Origin of the sequence: Nitrosospira sp. Nsp11 (assembly GCF_900142705.1) — a bacterium.
GTDB lineage: Bacteria > Pseudomonadota > Gammaproteobacteria > Burkholderiales > Nitrosomonadaceae > Nitrosospira.
On the sequence record NZ_FRBV01000002.1, the window covers coordinates 138,907 to 156,228 of the forward strand.

The following is a 17,322-nucleotide window of genomic DNA, read 5'->3' on the forward strand; positions in this document are numbered from 1 at the left end:
ATCTTTTTACAACATCTGGCGTCAGATACCCGGCCTGATCAGGCTGGCCGTGCCCACAAATCAGGATTTTTCGGCAATAACAGTGTCGGTGATGATAATGATAATAATAATCACTGTCAATAAGATGGGAAGTGGCTCTGGGAGCGGACCCGAAAGCAGCAGGGGCCTCTCTTGCTGCTTCATCTTTTTAAGACGTGGTAAGACGAGGTGGGAGTTATCTTTTTGTGATAAAACGGCGAAGAGTTTTTCCGCTTATGTTTCCGCCTTTCGGATTGATTTGAACTCTTTCGCCCGTCTTCTGCGACTCTCTTTCGGATCCACCATCAAGGGCCGGTAGATCTCCACGCGGTCGCCCTCACAAAGAATGGTTCCATGCTGGACCAGCCTGCCGAATATGCCAAGTTTGTTGTGGGCCAGGTCTATTTCCGGGAAGAGATCGATGATTGCGGAAAGCTCCACAGCCTGTCTCGCTGTTGTTCCGGGCGGCACACTTATGCGCCGCATAATCTGGTTCTCCGGTAAAGCGTAGACGACTTCGATCTCGATCTTGTGTTCACGAACTCCCATAAACTTCTTCCGCACGCTCGATGAATGCGTCCACAAGATTATTGGCAATGATAAAAAATACCGGGCCCACCAGTTTTTCGAGAATCATGTGCGCAAACGTATAATGCAAACGAAATTCGATCTTGCACGCGTTCTCTGCCAAAGGCGTAAAACGCCAGTGACCGTCGAGGTTCTGGAAAGGGCCGTTCAGCAGCGTCATGGTGATCAATTCCGGCGGATGCCTGATATTCTTGGTAGTGAAGCTATGCTTGATGTGGTGATAATTGATCTGGACCGTCGCATGCGTAATCGAATCATTTTGTGGAGTGACAGATGAACCGCCACACCACGGCAAAAACTTGGGATAGTCTTCCACTGCATCCACCAATGCAAACATCTGGCTCGCAGAATGCCCTATCAGTACTGACTTTTCGATTTCAGCCATAAGATAAACTGCCCGCATCGAACGAGACAGTATTGAAAGCTGTTAAAATACACGAAACCCGCGCGGAACTCACCCTTTTTCTTCCAATACATGAGCATTATTCAGAATAAAAAAGCTTTTCATGATTATTTTATCGAAGAGAAGCATGAAACCGGCGTAGTTTTCGAAGGTTGGGAGGTCAAGGCGATCCGCGCGGGACGGGTTCAGTTAAAAGAAGCTTACGTCGTCATCCGTAATAGCGAACTGTTCCTGATCGGTTGTCATATAAGCCCCTTGCTGGCAGCTTCCACCCATATCCAGCCGGATCCGGTTCGTACCCGCAAACTGCTGCTGCATGCCGAAGAAATTAAACGGCTTATCGGTAAGGTTGAGCGTGCGGGATACACATTGGTGCCGCTGGATATGCATTATAAGGCGGGCAAAATCAAGCTTGAAATCGGCTTGGCCAAAGGCAAGAAGCAGCATGACAAACGTGAATCCGAGAAACAGAAAGAGTGGGTGCGCGACAAACAACGTCTAATGCGCGCGAAATAAATCCTCGAATCCCCAGGCTTAAAAAATCTTTAGGCGGCGCGTTTCATTCGCCATCGTTAATTTCTGCATATATAGTTAACTTCCAATTTTATCATGCATAAACCCATTGCTATCTGGTTGCTTGTTTGCTGCGCTCTGGTATTTGCCATGGTGGTGGTCGGTGGTGTTACCCGGCTCACCCATTCCGGACTGTCCATTGTCGAATGGCAGCCCATCGTCGGCACCATGCCCCCGCTCGGCCAAAGTGATTGGGACGAACTTTTCGAAAAGTACCATCAGACGCCTCAGTATAAAAAAATCAATGTCGGCATGAGCCTGGAAGAATTCAAAGGCATTTTCTGGTGGGAATATTTTCACCGCCTGTTGGGGCGAGTCATTGGATTGGCTTTTTTTGTGCCTTTCGTATATTTCATTGCAAGAAAAGCAATTGACAAGCCATTGGGTCTCAAGCTGGCCGGGATTTTTCTTCTGGGGGGGTTGCAGGGCGGGATGGGTTGGTACATGGTAAAGAGCGGATTGGTGGATAATCCGCATGTAAGCCAATATCGGCTGACAGCCCATCTGGGGCTGGCTTTCGCCATCTATGCCGCTATGTTCTGGGTGGCGCTAGGGCTGCTTTATCCGGTTGGCACATCGTTAACCAGCACCGGATTAGGCGGTTTACGCCGTTTCTCGAATGCGCTGACTACCCTGATATTCATAATGATTTTATCGGGAGGTTTCGTGGCGGGTATCCAGGCAGGTTTTGCCTATAATACTTTTCCCTTGATGAACGGCCACATCATTCCACCCGAATTATTCATACTGGAACCATGGTACCGAAATTTCTTTGACAACATGGCAACGGTTCAATTCGACCACCGCCTGATTGCCTGGATGCTCGCAATCCTTATTCCAATTTTCTGGTTTAAATCCCGAAAATTACCACTTTCAGGTTCGGCTCGCCTCGCATGCACGCTGCTAATGGTTATGCTTGGCATACAGATAAGCCTGGGAATCTCCACATTATTGCTTGTCGTCCCTCTGCCGCTGGCGGCAGCTCATCAAGCGGGAGCGGTGCTGTTGTTAACTGCAGCACTCTGGGTAAATTACCAGTTACGCGTTAACCAATAGATACCAATAGATGTTGCAATTGGCGGCCGCGTTTGGGTTGCTGCGGACGATAGAGAATCAATGCCGAACGTCAAGGGAGCGATGGCGCCTTGGCTTGGGAAGCTTCACGGCAAAGATGGCTGGGGGTAAACGGCCATTTTCTCATGCGAGAAAACAGTGTAAAACTGGCAGATATGGCGGCAATAGCGAATTGCTTCGTTATTGCCGCCATAAAACACTTTATGTAACCTTACATTTAGATGTTCTGCATCCAGCAGGGCAGACGGAGACCCGGGAACTCACCCCTTGGTTGAACAGATGCTATCCTGACTAGGGTAGTTGCTGATCAATTACCACATTGATACCCTTGTCACCTATCCTGACTGGTTGACTGAAACCTTGCAGATCGCCACTTTGTGGCATAGGTGAGCCGGATTTTGAGATTCTGGCGCCTACCACCATCTCATCCGCAAAACTGGAGAGCTGCACGCCGGATCTGGCCATCGCATCGCTCAGTGAAAAAGTCGCTGGTAAATCCTTGACCTCCATGCGCAGGGTCGCCAGCGGCGCCTTTGGCCCCACTTTAGCGCGAGCGAATATATAAAGGCTATCATTGGGAGAACTTTTGCCAGCCAGTGCGGGACTCAACGTCACTTTACCGGAAAGTGTGCCCGACGAGGTCGAGGCTGCGGCGCCCGCAACCGACTCGGGCTTATTAGCAGGAGGAGGAGTCCGGTTGCTGGATGGCTGATCCTGCGCTCCTGCCATTAAACTACCTTTTCCTGAAGCCAGGGATTTCGCTTCCGCAATACTGTTCCTGACTGATTGCGCCAGCTCTGACTCAGAAGGTGGAATAAGGGCGAGTAGTTTTTCCCAGTAGGCGGCAGCATCCTTGAACCTTCTCCGCTCAAATTCAGCCGTGCCTGCCAGCGCCAATGCCTTGGGGTTGCCGGGATCGAGGCGCAGTGCTTTATTGATCAGCTCGAGAGGTTCCCCCAACAGGCTGCCGTTATTCGTCATTGCCAAGATGTCAGCATAATCCGTAATGACCTGGGAGTTGTCCGGGCTCAGGGCAAGCGTTTTCTCATAAGCATCCTTTGCTTCGTCGAAGCGCTGCATCATTGCATAGGTTCGTCCCAGCATGAGCCAGCCTTCCGGGTCATCAGGCTGGTTTTTGAGCCGCTCTATGAGGTTTTCCAGCACCGCTGAAAAATTAGGATGGCCTTCCTCCGCGGACATGGCGGCCTGTTCAACCGGCGGCTGTGGTAATAAAGCTTTTGTATTGCCCAGCCAGAGATAAAGCGAAACTGCCAGCAGCGGCACGGCGAGTGTTGTTAGTGTGATGGTTGCAACATTGCGGTTTCCGCCCGTTGCTGCCGCCTCCATAACCTCTCCATCGGGAATATCCTGCAACATCCGTTGCTGTAATTCCCGTTTGCTTTGTTCGTATTGCTCATGAGTCAGAATATCGTTGCGCAAGTCGCTATCGAGTTCGGCCAGTTGATCCCGATAAATACTGACATTGGTCGCGTCGCGCGCCACACCAGCTTGGCGATCTCTTTTACTCCACAGCGTAGGAAGAACGAACAGCAAGGCACCGACAATAAAGATGCCGGCGACAACCCAAAATGACGTCATGCGTTATTACCCTTGCTTCCCTTTAGCAGGGACTCAGCCTGCTTGCGTTGTTGTTCGGATAGCATTGGTTCTTCAATCTGATTTCGGCGGCGCTTGAGATAAACGACCAGCAGTACCGCCCCAATCAGAAGAAAGATAAATGGACCGAACCATAAGAACATGGTCGAAGACTTGACCGGAGGACGATAGAGTACGAAATCGCCATACCTCGCCACGAGAAAGTCGACAATCTCCTTATCGCTTTTGTTTGCGTGCATCTGTTCGCGGATTTCGCGCCGCAGGTCATTGGCGAAATCAGCCCGTGAGCCCGCCAGTGATTCATTTTGGCATACGAGGCAGCGTAAATCTTCGGACAAGGCGATCATGCGCCTCTCGATCTCGGGATCTTCAGCCACCGGCGCTGCTTCCTTGGCCCAGCCGTAAGGTACCAGGAGCATCAGGGCGAGCAGCAAGGCAAGTTTTTTCATGTTGACAAAACTCATCCCTGCAACTCCTTTACCAGCGGTAGAATTTTCGTTTCAAGTGCTTCCACCGTTACCGGACCAATTTGTTTGTAACGGATGACTCCGTTTTTATCGATGACATAAGTTTCCGGAACACCATATACACCATAGTCTATGCCCGTCCTGCCTTCCGGATCTCTGGCGCTTGCAGTGTAGGGATCACCGAATTGCCTGAGCCACTGCAAGGCCAGATCGCGTTCGTCCTTGTAGTTGAGGCCGTAGACCGGGACTATTCCCGACCTGGCCAGATCAACCAATACTGGATGTTCCTCGCGGCATGAGACACACCACGACGCCCATACGTTCAGAAGCCAGACCTTGCCAAGATTATCTTTGGAGGTCAGCATCTTTTCCGAATCGTGTAATTGCTCCAGCCGGAATTCAGGGGCCGGTTTTCCGATTAATGGCGAGGGAACCTGCCGGGGATTGAGATTCAGGCCAATAAGCAGAAACACAACAAGGACAATGAATGCCGCCAGCGGCAGCAGGAAACGCATCATGCCTTTCCGCTCCTGGTAATCAAAGGCGCCGCAGGAACTGTTCCAACCTTGCCAGGCTTGCCGGCTTTGCCTACCGTTTTTTTGTCGTCAACAGGTTCGCGTTGTTTGCGTGGAGAGAGACGATAACGCCGATCGGTCACAGCCAGGGCGCCGCCAAATGCCATCAGCAGGCATCCAAACCAGATCCAGTCGACAAACGGTTTATGATAAACACGCACTACCCATGCTCCGTTTTCCAGAGGTTCGCCCAGAGCAACATAGAGATCACGCCAAATGCCGGTATCTATCGCTGCTTCGGTCATAGCCATTCCCGATGCGTTGTAAACGCGTTTTTCCGGTTCCATGACGCCCACTTTTTTACCGTCACGCAACACATCCATATTGCCGATATCCGCTACGTAATTCGGGCCCGGTCCCTTCTTTGCACCGTTGAAATGGAATGTATAGCCTCCTACTTCGACGGTATCGCCGACTTCCATACGCACGTCTTTCTCGGTTTCATAACCACCAACCAGCGTTACGCCGATAACGAACACCGCTATGCCCAGATGTGCGGCATGCATGCCGTAATAGCTACGTGACTGTGCGGCAAGTTTCGCGAACAAACCCTTCCTGCTACTGCTTTGCAGGCGATGTATGAGGCTGACGCCTATGCTGGCAATGACCCAGAAAGCCATCAGCAGACCGAAACTTACGAAAGGTTTCCATTCGCCCATGACGAGCGGCATCAGGAGGGCGGTCACCAGACTGATAGCGAAGGCCCAGCGCAGACGTACCGCGAGTTCAGGCAGGCTTGCCTGTTTCCAGCGCGCGAGCGGGCCCAGGCCTATCAGAAAAATCGCGGGTGTCATCAGGGGGACAAATACAGTCTCGAAGTAGGGTGGTCCGACCGATAATTTACCGAGCTCAAGCGCATCCATGATCAGTGGGTAAAGCGTGCCCAGCAGGATGCTGCCTGCCGCCACCATGAGCAATAGATTGTTGGCGAGCAGCATGGATTCTCTCGACACCAAGTCAAACTTGCCGCCCAATCCGATCTTTGGCGCACGCCAGGCAAAAAGCAGCAGTGAACTTCCGATGACGATAACCAGAAAAGCCAAAATGAAAATGCCTCGTTTGGGATCGGTTGCGAACGCATGAACGGAGGTCAGCACGCCCGAACGGACCAGGAATGTACCGAGCAGGCTCAAGGAAAACGCGCATATAGCCAGCAGTACGGTCCAGCTTTTGAAGCTCCCGCGTTTTTCCGTTACCGCCAGGGAATGAACCAGCGCCGTGCCGACCAGCCATGGCATGAAAGAAGCGTTCTCCACCGGGTCCCAGAACCACCAACCGCCCCAACCAAGCTCATAATAGGCCCACCAGCTTCCGAGCATGATGCCGATAGTAAGAAACAGCCAGGCGACTGTAGTCCATGGGCGCGACCAACGCGCCCAGGTTGCATCCATTTGCCCGCTAAGCAGCGCGGAAATAGCGAAAGCAAACGCGACCGAGAAGCCTACGTAACCCATATAGAGCATGGGGGGATGAACGACCATGCCCGGGTCCTGCAGCAGGGGATTGAGATCGCTTCCCTCCATGGCGCCCGGCAACATCCGGTCGAAGGGGTTCGAGGTGAAAAGCATGAATAACAGAAAACCTACGCTCACCAGGCCCATGACGCCCAGTACCCGCGCTACCATCTCATTCGGGAGGTGACGGCTGAACACGCTGACCGCGATCGACCAGGTCGCCAGCATTAATGTCCACAGCAACAAGGACCCTTCATGCGAACCCCATGTTGCGGCAAACCGATATTCCACCGGCAGTTTCGAATTCGAATTCTGAGCGACATTTATAACCGTGAAGTCGCTGTTGACGAATGAATAGGCGAGGCAGAAAAATGCGATGAGGACAAACACAAACTGTCCCTGAACCACCGGACGGGCCAGCGCAATCCATGAGGGAATGGCACGGGCTGCCCCGATAATGGGAAGGGTACCTTGTATAAGCGCTAGCAGCAGGGCGAGGATCAGAGCGAAGTTACCAAGTTCTGGAATCATGGCTAAGGTTATCGGTTAGGTTATGGATTTGGAATCGGAACTGAGGCCATGCTGGAAGTTCAGGAAAGTTTTCCTGAACTTCCAGCATGGCCTTGCGCTATTTGTGTTATTGCATCAGCACGGTTTTACGTGCCTTGTCGGCCTGATCGAGCGCGCTGGCGGCTTCCGGCGGCATGTAATTTTCATCGTGTTTCGCAAGCACCTCATCTGCGCGAAAAACGCCATTCTGAGCGAGCTTTCCTTGAGCAACCACGCCCTTGCCTTCCTTGAACAGATCGGGAAGAATGCCCGTGTATACGACAGGGATAACCTTTGCGGTATCCGTCACCACGAAGTTCACCGTCACGCCATCGTGCTGCCGCTTGACGCTTCCTTCCTCCACGAGCCCGCCGATACGAAAGCTCTTGCCCACGGGCGCTTCGTTGTTTGCCACCTGGGTGGGGCTGAAGAAGAAGACCAGATTGCTCTGGAATGCATTCAAAACCAGTATTGAAGCAACGCCTAATGCAGTCACGCTTGAAGCGATAATTGCCAGTTTTTTATGACGTGGTTTCATTTCCCTTCTCTTGTTTAGTTGACTGATGAATCAGACTGAGATGTCTGAGCAAAGTTCGCTTGCGGTTAAAAACCAGAACAATTTCTCCAACAATGCAGAGAAGCGACACCAGATAGGATCCCCATACGTAAAATCCATATCCACCCATATCGAGAAAATCGGCCACGCTTGTCCAGTTCACGAAGCCACCCCTACCCCTTCTTGTAACTCGCCTACCCACGCCGTGTGACGCTCTCGTTCCAGAATAATTGTCCGCGTGCGGATCAGTACCACTGCGATCGCATACATCCAGCACGCGATGGACATGATGAGCATGCCGGTCAGCATAGTGGTAGCCATTTTCGGCGATTGCGTCACGCTGACGGAGGCACCTTGATGCAAGGTATTCCACCATTTTACGGAGAAATAGATAATCGGTACGTTCACCACCCCCACCAGCGCAATCATTGCGCCGGCTTTGTCGGCACGGCGCGGGTCGTCTATTGCAGCCTGCAACGACATGAAGCCGATATAGAGAAACAGCAGGATCAATTCGGACGTAAGCCGCGCATCCCATACCCACCAGGCTCCCCACATGGGTTTGCCCCACAGTGCGCCGGTCCACAAGGCGAGAAAAGTAAACATTGCCCCTGTCGGGGCGATCGCGGTGGCTACCATGGAAGACAGGCGCGTATTGAATGCAAGGCCGATACCGGACCACATCGCCATTACCACATACAGGAACATGGACATCCAGGCGGCAGGGACGTGAATGAAGATGATGCGATAAGCTTCACCTTGCTGAAAATCGGTCGGTGCGACGAAAAACCCGATATAAAGCCCCACCGCGAACAATACAATCGCGGCAACGGAAAAAAGCGGGATCATTTTGCCGGCAAGAAAATAGAAACTCGCCGGAGAGGAATATTTGAACCAGTTAATCGCCATGTCAAAAAATACTGAACTCCATATTCGAGGTTTTGCGCCTCAATTGCTTAGCTTTAAATTTTAACCTAAAAACCTTAAATTCCGAATTGGTTTTTTATTCCATCGAAATCCGCAACGACACGGCCGCGGTCCATGGCGCCAGGGCCAGAGACGCCAGCAGAAAAGCGCCCAGCAGCGACATATGTGCCGCAGCTCCCAAGCCCGCTACGCTAGATTCCACTGCGCCCGCGCCAAATATCAATACCGGAATATATAGCGGCAGCACCAGCAGTGACACCAATACACCCCCCCCTCTCAATCCCAAAGTCAGCGCCGCACCGATGGCGCCTATCAGACTTAAAACCGGCGTTCCCAGCAATAATGAAGCCGTCAGCACCTGCAGCGCGTCCGCCGACAAATCATATTGGATACCCAGCACCGGCGCCATCAGCACAAGGGGCACGCCTGTCACCAGCCAGTGAGACAGCGCCTTGCCCAGCACCAGCATGGATAGTGACTGTGGCGACAGCAGCATCTGTTCCAATGTGCCGTCCAGGTAATCGCTGGAGAACATCCGCCCCAATGACAACATCGAAGCGAGAAGTGCGGCAACCCAGACGACGCCCGGCGCCATGGTTCGGAGCATACTCATCTCCGGGCCCACACCGAGGGGGAAAAGGCTCACCACGATGATGAAAAAAAACAATGTGGTCAAAACGTCTGACCGCCTTCGCATCGCGAGCAGAAGGTCGCGCTGGATTATCCGGAAAAACATGTCAGGCGAGTTGCAACCGCTGGATCGCAGAGGCAGTAATGTCGATCTCCTGGTGCGTCGTCATCACTATCATACCGCCGTGTTCCAGGTGCCGCTCCATTAAACGCTGTATCAGCTTCACTGCGGCAGTATCAAGCGCCGTCAAAGGTTCGTCCAGTATCCATAACACGGTCTTGCATACCATCAGCCGCGCCAGCGTTACCCTGCGCCGCTGCCCTTGCGACAATACCTTGGCCGGCAATAACTCGCGTCCCCCTAATCCCATGTGTTGCAGCGCTTCATGGGCTTTATGTTCATCAATCTCCGCACCTGCCAGTGCGCTGGAAATACGCAGGTTCTCGATGGCCGTCAAGTCGTCCTTTACGCCGCTTAAATGGCCGAGATAGGTCATCGCGCCATAATAATCTCCGCCAAGTGAACGAATTTCGGCGCCATTCCAGTGAATTTCACCTTGAGCAGGTAGCGCCAGACCGCACAGCATGCGTAGAAGACTCGTTTTGCCGCTCCCGTTGGGGCCTTGAACCTGCATCAATCCACCTGATTCGAGGGAGAAATTGATATCCCTGAATAATCGGCGGTCACCGCGCACGCACGTCAGGTTGTGTCCTTGCAACGTTGGCATTGTCGAAGCAAAAGACCGGCATTATAGCCTATCGACGTGAACTTACGCGATTACGACCGCAATGAAGAGATGCGAATGTCTCTTTGCTTCCGAATAAAGGCTCAATAGGGGAGCTTCGCGGTTCGCAACCGAGGCAGCAACGCGCAGGGTCGCCAGTAAGCGAGGGGAGTTGCACCCTATGTCTTGATAAGTTCGAGGTGGCAGTTCGATGGTTCAATGGAGATGCTCTCGCAAAACCAGCCGAACAGCATATGTGAAGGGATGACTTGCGTATCGGACTGCAGCGGTGAGTTGGTTTCCAGGAGATTCGGACGGCGCAATGCGCATTGCGTTTGGTACCGCCACCTGTTAACTCCAACTAACTCTGTCCCACCAAAATGCGGAAAGCAAATATGCAACTCGGCCTTGTCGACGGTGCTTTGCAACGGACGCGCACCTCCGTCGGCATCAGCATAGGCCACGTTCCGCGTACCTATTGCCCATACCGTTCAAGCTAGGTGTCGGCGCCGCCTTGCTTGAACATCGCCGCAGCACGCTGCTTGATTTCATCCAGGGAGAGATCTTCCTTATGAGTCGCGATAAACCAGATATGCCCGAAGGGATCTTCCAGCCCCCCGGTCCGGTCACCGTAAAACTGATCCTGGACGGGTCTGATGACCTCGGCGCCGGCACTTGTGGCCTGGGCAAACATTGCGTCCACATCCTTGACATATAAATGAAGACCCACCGGCGAACCAGCTCCGGATTGCGAACTACGAAATATGCGTTCGCCGCCGAAGTCGTCAGCCAGCATAATTCGGGAATCGCCGATTTGAATTTCGGCATGTCCGATTTTCCCGCCAGGTGTATCCATTCTGAATAATTCCACTGCGTTAAACGCCCGCGTGTAAAATTCAATGGCCTTGGCCGCGCCGTTAATCATCAGGTATGGCGTTAATGTGTGGTAACCATCGGGTATGGGTTTGGTTGTCATATCTGCACTCCCTTTTTTCCAGGGCTCCAAATTGTGGCCGGCGTAAAATATTCTGGTGCTTTATTTCTGTGCCGCCACTCATCGGATAACCGTTAAAATCATCAAATAACCGATAAATTACTTGGTTAGCTTCAGGTGTAGAAAGGTATAGAAAATTTATCATCGCTGCGTCCACCGTCGTGTTTCCGATCACGTGGACGGGATGTTGCGTTCCAGCGCCAACCGGTCCCAGTGCGCCAGGGTGGCGGCAGCATCGTAAGTGGTCTGAAGAAATGAGAGCAGTGCCTGTGTCGGGTGGTCAGCTGTTCGCACAGCTTCATAAGGAAGAATGAATTCCCCAAGCTTGTCGTGGAAATACGCAGCTTCCGGCTGAACGGGATATTTATCGAAACCAGCAGGGGTGGGATAAGCATAGGCGTAAAAGGCAGCTTCGCCCAAGCCCGTCCCGGGCCAAAAGCCCGCGCTCGACACCTCATGAGAGTAGGCCTCTTCCATTATCCGCTTAGCAACATTGGGTGCCCCGCCCGGATGCTTCGGTGCGGTTCGCCCGGAAAACCGGGTCACAGCGAGATCGAATCCGCCCCAGAATAAATGCACCGGGCTCACCTTGCCGATGAAGCGGGCGCGGAAATCCTTGAAAACGTTATCCGCATGCACGAGCGCGTGCCAAAATCGTGAAACGGCATCGGCATCATAGCTCGCATGTTGGGTATCTTCCTCGAATGGTATTGCTACTTCCACCTCAACCGGCCGGGCGAAAATCTTGACCTCGATACCCAACTGGGCAAGTGCTTCCATTGCCTTGCGGTAGAAGCCCGCGACCGGCATGGGCTCCAGCATAAATGCGCGATCAGTGCCTTGCGAGGTGGTGATGCGCAGTACGTGGGCAATAAAGTCGAAGTCGATGGCAAACGTAAACTTTCCGTAAGGGATGGGTGAGGTCGTAAGGCCGCGCGTCGTGATATAGAGGGTAGAACCCCAACCGTGATTGATATTCGGAGAGAGAGCCAATCGAATTTTGCCGATAATCTGAGTCCACATGTGCAGCGTAGTGCAAGTGTCCTGCCAGTCCTCCAGTGCGGGCAACCTGGGCCAATCGTTAGAGTCGGCGATATAATTCGAAGTCATGGTCGTATCCTTTTATGCCGGTGCTAAAGATTCACTGCAGGGCAAGGGCCGCACGTTCCAGCCTCGTGATCGTAGCATCCACATTCTCCGGTTTCTTCGTTACACACCACCGTAATCACGAAAGGACCGTCGGCTCCCGCCGCGCCGGATGACGATATCCGAAATTTTGTCCAGGGCACAGGCGTGCCATGCAAGCGATTCATTATCGTACTCATCTCCTGCACGTTACCGGTGATTTTTTCAAATAATCGAGCCATACGGACTCGATCTTGACCCTTGAGGGGCTTCAATTTTTTTTGCGCGGATTGATCAGATTGAGCAGATTGCGCCGGTTGTGCAGATTTCGTGGACTTTGTGGATTTAGGCATATTCATCTCCTGAAAGGTTATTGAAAGTTTACCGAGACCGCTTAATCAACTAACGCTATTATTTTCATAGACCATATTGCTTCAAATAGCAAAAAACCCTCGTAAGCCGCCTCTTCTATTACAATTACATAATGCCCAGCATGCATTACAAGTAGTACGATATGAGATATAAAGTTGCATTCTTACCTATCAAGAATTTTTTACGGTAGCCTGAAACGTGAGCAGCCATGAATAATGACGATTCCGGCTTCATGCGCGTAGCGCTTGAGCTTGCAGCAGAGGCGGAAGAAGCAGGCGAGGTGCCGGTTGGCGCCGTGGTGGTGAGGAGTGGAGTCATCCTCGGACGTGGTTACAATTGCCCAATCTCGGCAGCAGACCCAACAGCACACGCGGAGGTGATGGCATTGCGGAATGCGGCGAAAAACGTGGGTAATTACCGTTTGGCGGATTGCACCCTTTATGTGACGCTGGAACCCTGCGCCATGTGCGTGGGCGCAATTTTTCACGCCCGTATCGGGCGGCTGGTTTATGGTGCATCGGACCTTAAGACGGGAGCATGCGGGAGCGTGATCGATCTGCCGGCGGAGATACGGCTAAACCACCATATGCAGGTGACCGGGAATATTCTCGCGCAAGAAGGAGCGGGAAAGTTGAAGCTTTTTTTTGAGAAGCGCCGCAAGACAGCAACGAAACGCCACGCTGATGAGAGTTGCTGATGAAAATTGTAATTAGTATTCCATCACAAGAGCTTGATCTATGGGATGAGAATCATAATATCATCCGGAAATATCAAATTTCTTCAGCCGGAAATGGAGTAGGGCAGGAGTACGGCAGCTTTTGCACCCCGCTCGGTAAGCACATCATTCGCGCCAAAATCGGGACGAGCCAGCCGATCAATACAGTATTTATCAGACGCCGGCCCACTGGTGAAATATATACCCCTGAACTGGGCGCGAGGTATCCAGGCCGTGACTGGATTCTCACCCGTATTCTCTGGCTTTCCGGCTGTGAACCGGGCTTTAACCGTATGGGTAAAGTCGATACCATGCGCCGCTACATTTATATCCATGGGAGCCCGGATAGCACTGAGATGGGCAAGCCCGGTTCCATCGGTTGCATCCGCATGTATAACCGAGACTTACTTCAATTATTCGACCTGGTGACTACTGGAACAGAGGTTGATATCAAAGACTGACATCTGGATTGGATCTGGAGCGTGTGTGAGGGCGCCGCATCGAAGGTATCCTGAAAGGAACGTCGTGCATTCCGAACCACTGGCAAAGTTGCTGCGCCTCTGCTTTTTACTCCAGATAAATCAAATTCGGCCGTTGACACACGTGCTGTAATAAAGAGCGCGTTTAATTACACCGCCGAGTTATCGAACTGTTTTTCCGTCAAAAACCGCTTTACCATTGTCTTCAATTTGTTCGAATGGACCTTTTCCGGTATCATAAGCAGCCATGACAAAGTATGTATTTGTAACGGGCGGCGTAGTATCTTCCTTGGGAAAAGGCATTGCTGCGGCCTCGCTTGCAGCTATCCTCGAAACTCGCGGCATCAAGGTTACGATGCTCAAGCTGGATCCCTATATCAACTTGGATCCGGGAACCATGAGTCCGTTTCAGCATGGCGAGGTATTCGTTACGGAGGATGGAGCCGAAACCGACCTCGATCTTGGGCATTACGAGCGTTTCATTACCGCGCGCATGAGCAGGCTCAATAATTTCACTACCGGTCAGATTTACGAGAGCGTAATAAAAAAGGAACGGCGGGGAGATTATCTGGGTGGCACGGTGCAAGTCATTCCGCACATCACCGATGAAATCAAGCTGAACATCAGGGCGGGCGCGGCCAATGCACAGGTAGCCATCGTCGAGATCGGAGGAACGGTTGGCGACATCGAGTCACTACCGTTTCTGGAAGCGATCCGGCAAATGGCGGTGCAACTTCCTCGCGAAGATACCTGCTTTATCCACCTTACATTGCTGCCTTATATCCCATCCGCGGGAGAATTGAAAACCAAGCCAACCCAGCATTCGGTAAAAGAGCTGCGTGAAATCGGCATCCAGCCGGATGTGCTGCTATGCCGCGCCGACCGCGCGTTACCGCCGGAGGAACGCCGCAAGATCGCACTATTCACCAACGTTCGGGAAGAAGCAGTGATACTGGCGCTGGATGTAGACAGTATCTATAAAATTCCGGGGTTGCTGCACGAACAGATGCTGGATGAGATCGTCTGCCACAAGCTGAATATGCTCGCCAAGGCGGCGGATCTGGGCATCTGGAAAAAACTGGTGCACGCGTTGGAGAATCCTCAACGAACAATAGAAATCGCGCTGGTCGGTAAGTACGTGGATCTGACGGAGTCATATAAGTCTCTATCGGAAGCATTGATTCATGCCGGCATTCATACCCAAAGCAAAATCAAGATTCACTATGTGGATTCTGAAACTATCGAGAAAGAAGGGACCGATTGTCTTAAGCACATGGATGGGATATTGGTTCCCGGCGGTTTCGGCAAGCGCGGGGTGGAGGGCAAAATCATGGCTATCCGCTATGCCCGTATCAACCGCATCCCTTATCTCGGGATCTGCCTGGGCATGCAGTTGGCTGTAATAGAATATGCTCGTGACAAGGCGGACATGGAAGGCACGCACAGCACCGAATTCAATCCCGATACGCTTTATCCCGTAATTGCTTTGACAACCGAATGGCGCACCCGTGAGGGCCATCTTGAAGTTCGGAGCACAGAGTCGGGTCTTGGCGGCAGCATGCGCCTGGGCGGGCAGGAATGTTTACTCAAGGAAGGATCGCTTGTCCGGAAAATTTATGGGGCGGATAAAATCATCGAGCGCCATCGTCATCGTTATGAAGTCAACAATGAATATATTCCCCGTTTGGAACAGGCTGGGCTGCGCGTGAGCGCTGTATCGGCAGCAGATGGCTTATGTGAAATGATTGAATTGTCGGAAGCCGAGCATCCTTGGTTTGTCGCCTGCCAGTTCCATCCCGAATTTACTTCCACTCCCAAGGCGGGGCATCCGCTATTCACGGCGTTTATCGAGGCAGCTGCCCGTTTCGCAGGTAAATGCAAGGCAGCGGAAGCGTCAACGCCCAGTAGACCGAAAGACACCACCATAAGCGCCAACCAATAGATTCGGTCTTGTTGAACCTGATCCGGGACAACTTTTGTCCCATTGAACCCCACGTGATGTAAATCAAAATAAAAAATTGGAACCGGCCGATATTCGGGTTCAAGCAATTAAGTCAGCAATGACTTGATTTCCTCCCGTCCATCGTTCGGCAAAGCTGAATACCTAGCAAAACAGTTTTCGATAACTTATAAATAAATGAACCAGGGAAAATAGCATGAGTGCAATTGTAGATGTCATCGCCCGCGAGATTCTTGATTCACGCGGAAACCCAACCGTAGAAGCGGATGTATTGCTCGAATCCGGCGTACTCGGACGAGCGGCCGTGCCCTCCGGCGCATCCGTCGGCACTAGAGAAGCGGTCGAATTACGCGATGGGGATACTCAGCGCTATTTTGGTAAAGGCGTGCTGAAGGCGGTGGAAAATGTGAATACCGAGATTTCCGAAGCTGTCATGGGTCTCGACGCGATGGACCAAGGTTTTATCGACCAGACGCTGATCGACCTGGACGGCACGGGCAACAAGTCGAGACTCGGCGCCAACGCGGTTCTTGCGGTGTCGCTTGCAGTGGCAAAAGCGGCAGCGGAGGAGTCAGGGCTGCCATTATACCGATATTTGGGTGGTGCGGGGCCTATGTCAATGCCTGTCCCAATGATGAACGTCATCAATGGGGGTGCACATGCCAATAACAATATTGACATGCAGGAGTTCGTGATAATCCCCCTTGGCGCGCAGAGCTTTCGTGAAGCCTTACGCTGGGGCGCTGAAGTATTCCATACACTGAGAGGCATGCTCGACAGTAAAGGTATGCATACCGCGGTGGGCGATGAAGGCGGGTTTGCACCTGATCTGGCCAATAACGAAGCCGCGCTGCAACTTATTGTTGAGGCAATAGAGAAAGCCGGGTATATACCGGGCCCGGATGTAGCTATCGGGCTGGATTGCGCCAGTTCGGAATTTTTCAGGGACGGCAAATATCATATAGCATCAGACGGCTTGAGCCTCGATTCAGGGCAGTTTGCCGATTATCTCGCCACATGGGTAGACAAGTATCCTATTCTCAGCATTGAAGACGGCATGAGCGAACACGACTGGGATGGGTGGAAGCTGCTTACCAGCAGGCTCGGAAAGTCCGTACAACTGGTGGGGGATGATATCTTCGTGACCAACGCCGGTATTCTGAAAGAAGGCATTGCGCAGGGCATTGCCAATTCCGTGCTTATCAAACTCAACCAGATCGGAACCCTTACCGAAGCCTTTTCCGCCATAGAAACCGCCAAGCGTGCAGGGTATACCTCGGTGATTTCACACCGTTCCGGTGAAACCGAGGATACCACCATTGCCGACATCGCCGTTGCTACCAACGCGCTGCAAATCAAGACCGGCTCGCTTTCCCGCTCTGATCGTCTCGCAAAATACAACCAGTTGTTGCGTATCGAGGAAGATCTTGGCGACGCCACAAACTACCCCGGACGAGGTGCGTTCTATCAACTAAGATAATGGCTATCCAGGTTTCGGTATCGGGGTTCAACCAAGCACGG

General features: G+C 52.3%; 20 protein-coding genes. 6 read left to right on the plus strand and 14 right to left on the minus strand.

What is annotated here, in order from left to right; genetic code table 11:
• Nucleotides 1-252: 252 nt before the first annotated feature.
• Both BUA28_RS03670 and BUA28_RS03675 read right to left on the minus strand, forming a co-directional pair.
• Nucleotides 253-567, minus strand: a complete 315-nt coding sequence (locus BUA28_RS03670; RefSeq protein ID WP_072766791.1) for an RnfH family protein — start codon at nt 565-567, stop codon at nt 253-255.
• Nucleotides 554-991: a type II toxin-antitoxin system RatA family toxin gene (locus tag BUA28_RS03675; RefSeq protein WP_072766792.1), complete on the minus strand. Its 438-nt coding sequence runs from the start codon at nt 989-991 to the stop codon at nt 554-556. Before BUA28_RS03675 ends, BUA28_RS03670 begins: the two co-directional genes overlap by 14 nt.
• 90 nt (nt 992-1,081) lie before the next feature.
• Here BUA28_RS03675 and smpB point away from each other — a divergent pair, with 90 nt between their 5' ends.
• On the plus strand, nt 1,082-1,525 hold the full coding sequence (gene smpB / locus BUA28_RS03680; RefSeq protein WP_072766793.1) for an SsrA-binding protein SmpB: 444 nt from the start codon (nt 1,082-1,084) through the stop codon (nt 1,523-1,525).
• A gap of 93 nt (nt 1,526-1,618) precedes the next feature.
• Nucleotides 1,619-2,638: a COX15/CtaA family protein gene (locus BUA28_RS03685; RefSeq protein WP_072766794.1), complete on the plus strand. Its 1,020-nt coding sequence runs from the start codon at nt 1,619-1,621 to the stop codon at nt 2,636-2,638.
• Between the two features lie 309 nt (nt 2,639-2,947).
• Here BUA28_RS03685 and ccmI read toward each other — a convergent pair whose 3' ends face one another.
• From ccmI to BUA28_RS03750, 12 genes are all read right to left on the minus strand, one after another.
• Nucleotides 2,948-4,255, minus strand: coding sequence for a c-type cytochrome biogenesis protein CcmI (gene ccmI / locus BUA28_RS03690; protein WP_072766795.1), 1,308 nt, complete (start codon nt 4,253-4,255; stop codon nt 2,948-2,950).
• Nucleotides 4,252-4,737 carry a cytochrome c-type biogenesis protein gene (locus BUA28_RS03695; protein ID WP_371915205.1) on the minus strand — a complete coding sequence of 162 codons (486 nt, stop codon included), beginning with the start codon at nt 4,735-4,737 and terminating at the stop codon, nt 4,252-4,254. The genes ccmI and BUA28_RS03695 overlap by 4 nt, the downstream gene beginning before the upstream one ends.
• Entirely contained in the window at nt 4,734-5,258 is a 525-nt protein-coding gene (locus BUA28_RS03700) for a DsbE family thiol:disulfide interchange protein (protein ID WP_072766796.1), read from the minus strand. The genes BUA28_RS03695 and BUA28_RS03700 overlap by 4 nt, the downstream gene beginning before the upstream one ends.
• A complete protein-coding gene (locus BUA28_RS03705) occupies nt 5,255-7,300 on the minus strand; it encodes a heme lyase CcmF/NrfE family subunit (protein ID WP_072766797.1) in 2,046 nt (681 codons plus the stop codon). Before BUA28_RS03705 ends, BUA28_RS03700 begins: the two co-directional genes overlap by 4 nt.
• Before the next feature lie 106 nt (nt 7,301-7,406).
• Complete coding sequence (gene ccmE, locus BUA28_RS03710) at nt 7,407-7,856, minus strand: cytochrome c maturation protein CcmE (RefSeq protein ID WP_025039521.1); 450 nt, start codon at nt 7,854-7,856, stop codon at nt 7,407-7,409.
• Complete coding sequence (gene ccmD / locus BUA28_RS03715; protein ID WP_256325285.1) at nt 7,840-8,004, minus strand: heme exporter protein CcmD; 165 nt, start codon at nt 8,002-8,004, stop codon at nt 7,840-7,842. The genes ccmE and ccmD overlap by 17 nt, the downstream gene beginning before the upstream one ends.
• Nucleotides 8,005-8,033: 29 nt before the next feature.
• Nucleotides 8,034-8,783, minus strand: coding sequence for a heme ABC transporter permease CcmC (gene ccmC / locus BUA28_RS03720; RefSeq protein WP_072766799.1), 750 nt, complete (start codon nt 8,781-8,783; stop codon nt 8,034-8,036).
• A gap of 94 nt (nt 8,784-8,877) precedes the next feature.
• Entirely contained in the window at nt 8,878-9,537 is a 660-nt protein-coding gene (gene ccmB, locus BUA28_RS03725) for a heme exporter protein CcmB (protein ID WP_072766800.1), read from the minus strand.
• A gap of 1 nt (nt 9,538) precedes the next feature.
• Entirely contained in the window at nt 9,539-10,159 is a 621-nt protein-coding gene (gene ccmA, locus BUA28_RS03730) for a cytochrome c biogenesis heme-transporting ATPase CcmA (protein WP_072766801.1), read from the minus strand.
• 493 nt (nt 10,160-10,652) lie between these two features.
• On the minus strand, nt 10,653-11,132 hold the full coding sequence (locus BUA28_RS03740; RefSeq protein WP_072766803.1) for a VOC family protein: 480 nt from the start codon (nt 11,130-11,132) through the stop codon (nt 10,653-10,655).
• A gap of 189 nt (nt 11,133-11,321) precedes the next feature.
• Complete coding sequence (locus BUA28_RS03745; protein ID WP_072766804.1) at nt 11,322-12,260, minus strand: DUF5996 family protein; 939 nt, start codon at nt 12,258-12,260, stop codon at nt 11,322-11,324.
• 23 nt (nt 12,261-12,283) lie between these two features.
• A complete protein-coding gene (locus BUA28_RS03750; protein ID WP_072766805.1) occupies nt 12,284-12,628 on the minus strand; it encodes a hypothetical protein in 345 nt (114 codons plus the stop codon).
• A 227-nt stretch (nt 12,629-12,855) separates the two neighbouring features.
• Between BUA28_RS03750 and tadA the strand changes: the two genes are divergently transcribed.
• The 4 genes from tadA to eno all read left to right on the plus strand — a co-directional run bounded on the left by tadA (nt 12,856) and on the right by eno (nt 17,281).
• A complete protein-coding gene (tadA, locus tag BUA28_RS03755; protein WP_072766806.1) occupies nt 12,856-13,344 on the plus strand; it encodes a tRNA adenosine(34) deaminase TadA in 489 nt (162 codons plus the stop codon).
• Complete coding sequence (locus BUA28_RS03760; RefSeq protein WP_072766807.1) at nt 13,344-13,823, plus strand: L,D-transpeptidase; 480 nt, start codon at nt 13,344-13,346, stop codon at nt 13,821-13,823. Before tadA ends, BUA28_RS03760 begins: the two co-directional genes overlap by 1 nt.
• Before the next feature lie 265 nt (nt 13,824-14,088).
• Nucleotides 14,089-15,783, plus strand: coding sequence for a CTP synthase (locus tag BUA28_RS03765; RefSeq protein WP_072766808.1), 1,695 nt, complete (start codon nt 14,089-14,091; stop codon nt 15,781-15,783).
• Nucleotides 15,784-15,997: 214 nt separating this feature from the next.
• The gene (eno, locus tag BUA28_RS03770) at nt 15,998-17,281 is read left to right on the plus strand and encodes a phosphopyruvate hydratase (RefSeq protein WP_072766809.1); all 1,284 of its coding nucleotides are present in this window, start codon (nt 15,998-16,000) and stop codon (nt 17,279-17,281) included.
• The last annotated feature ends 41 nt before the right edge of the window (nt 17,282-17,322 follow it).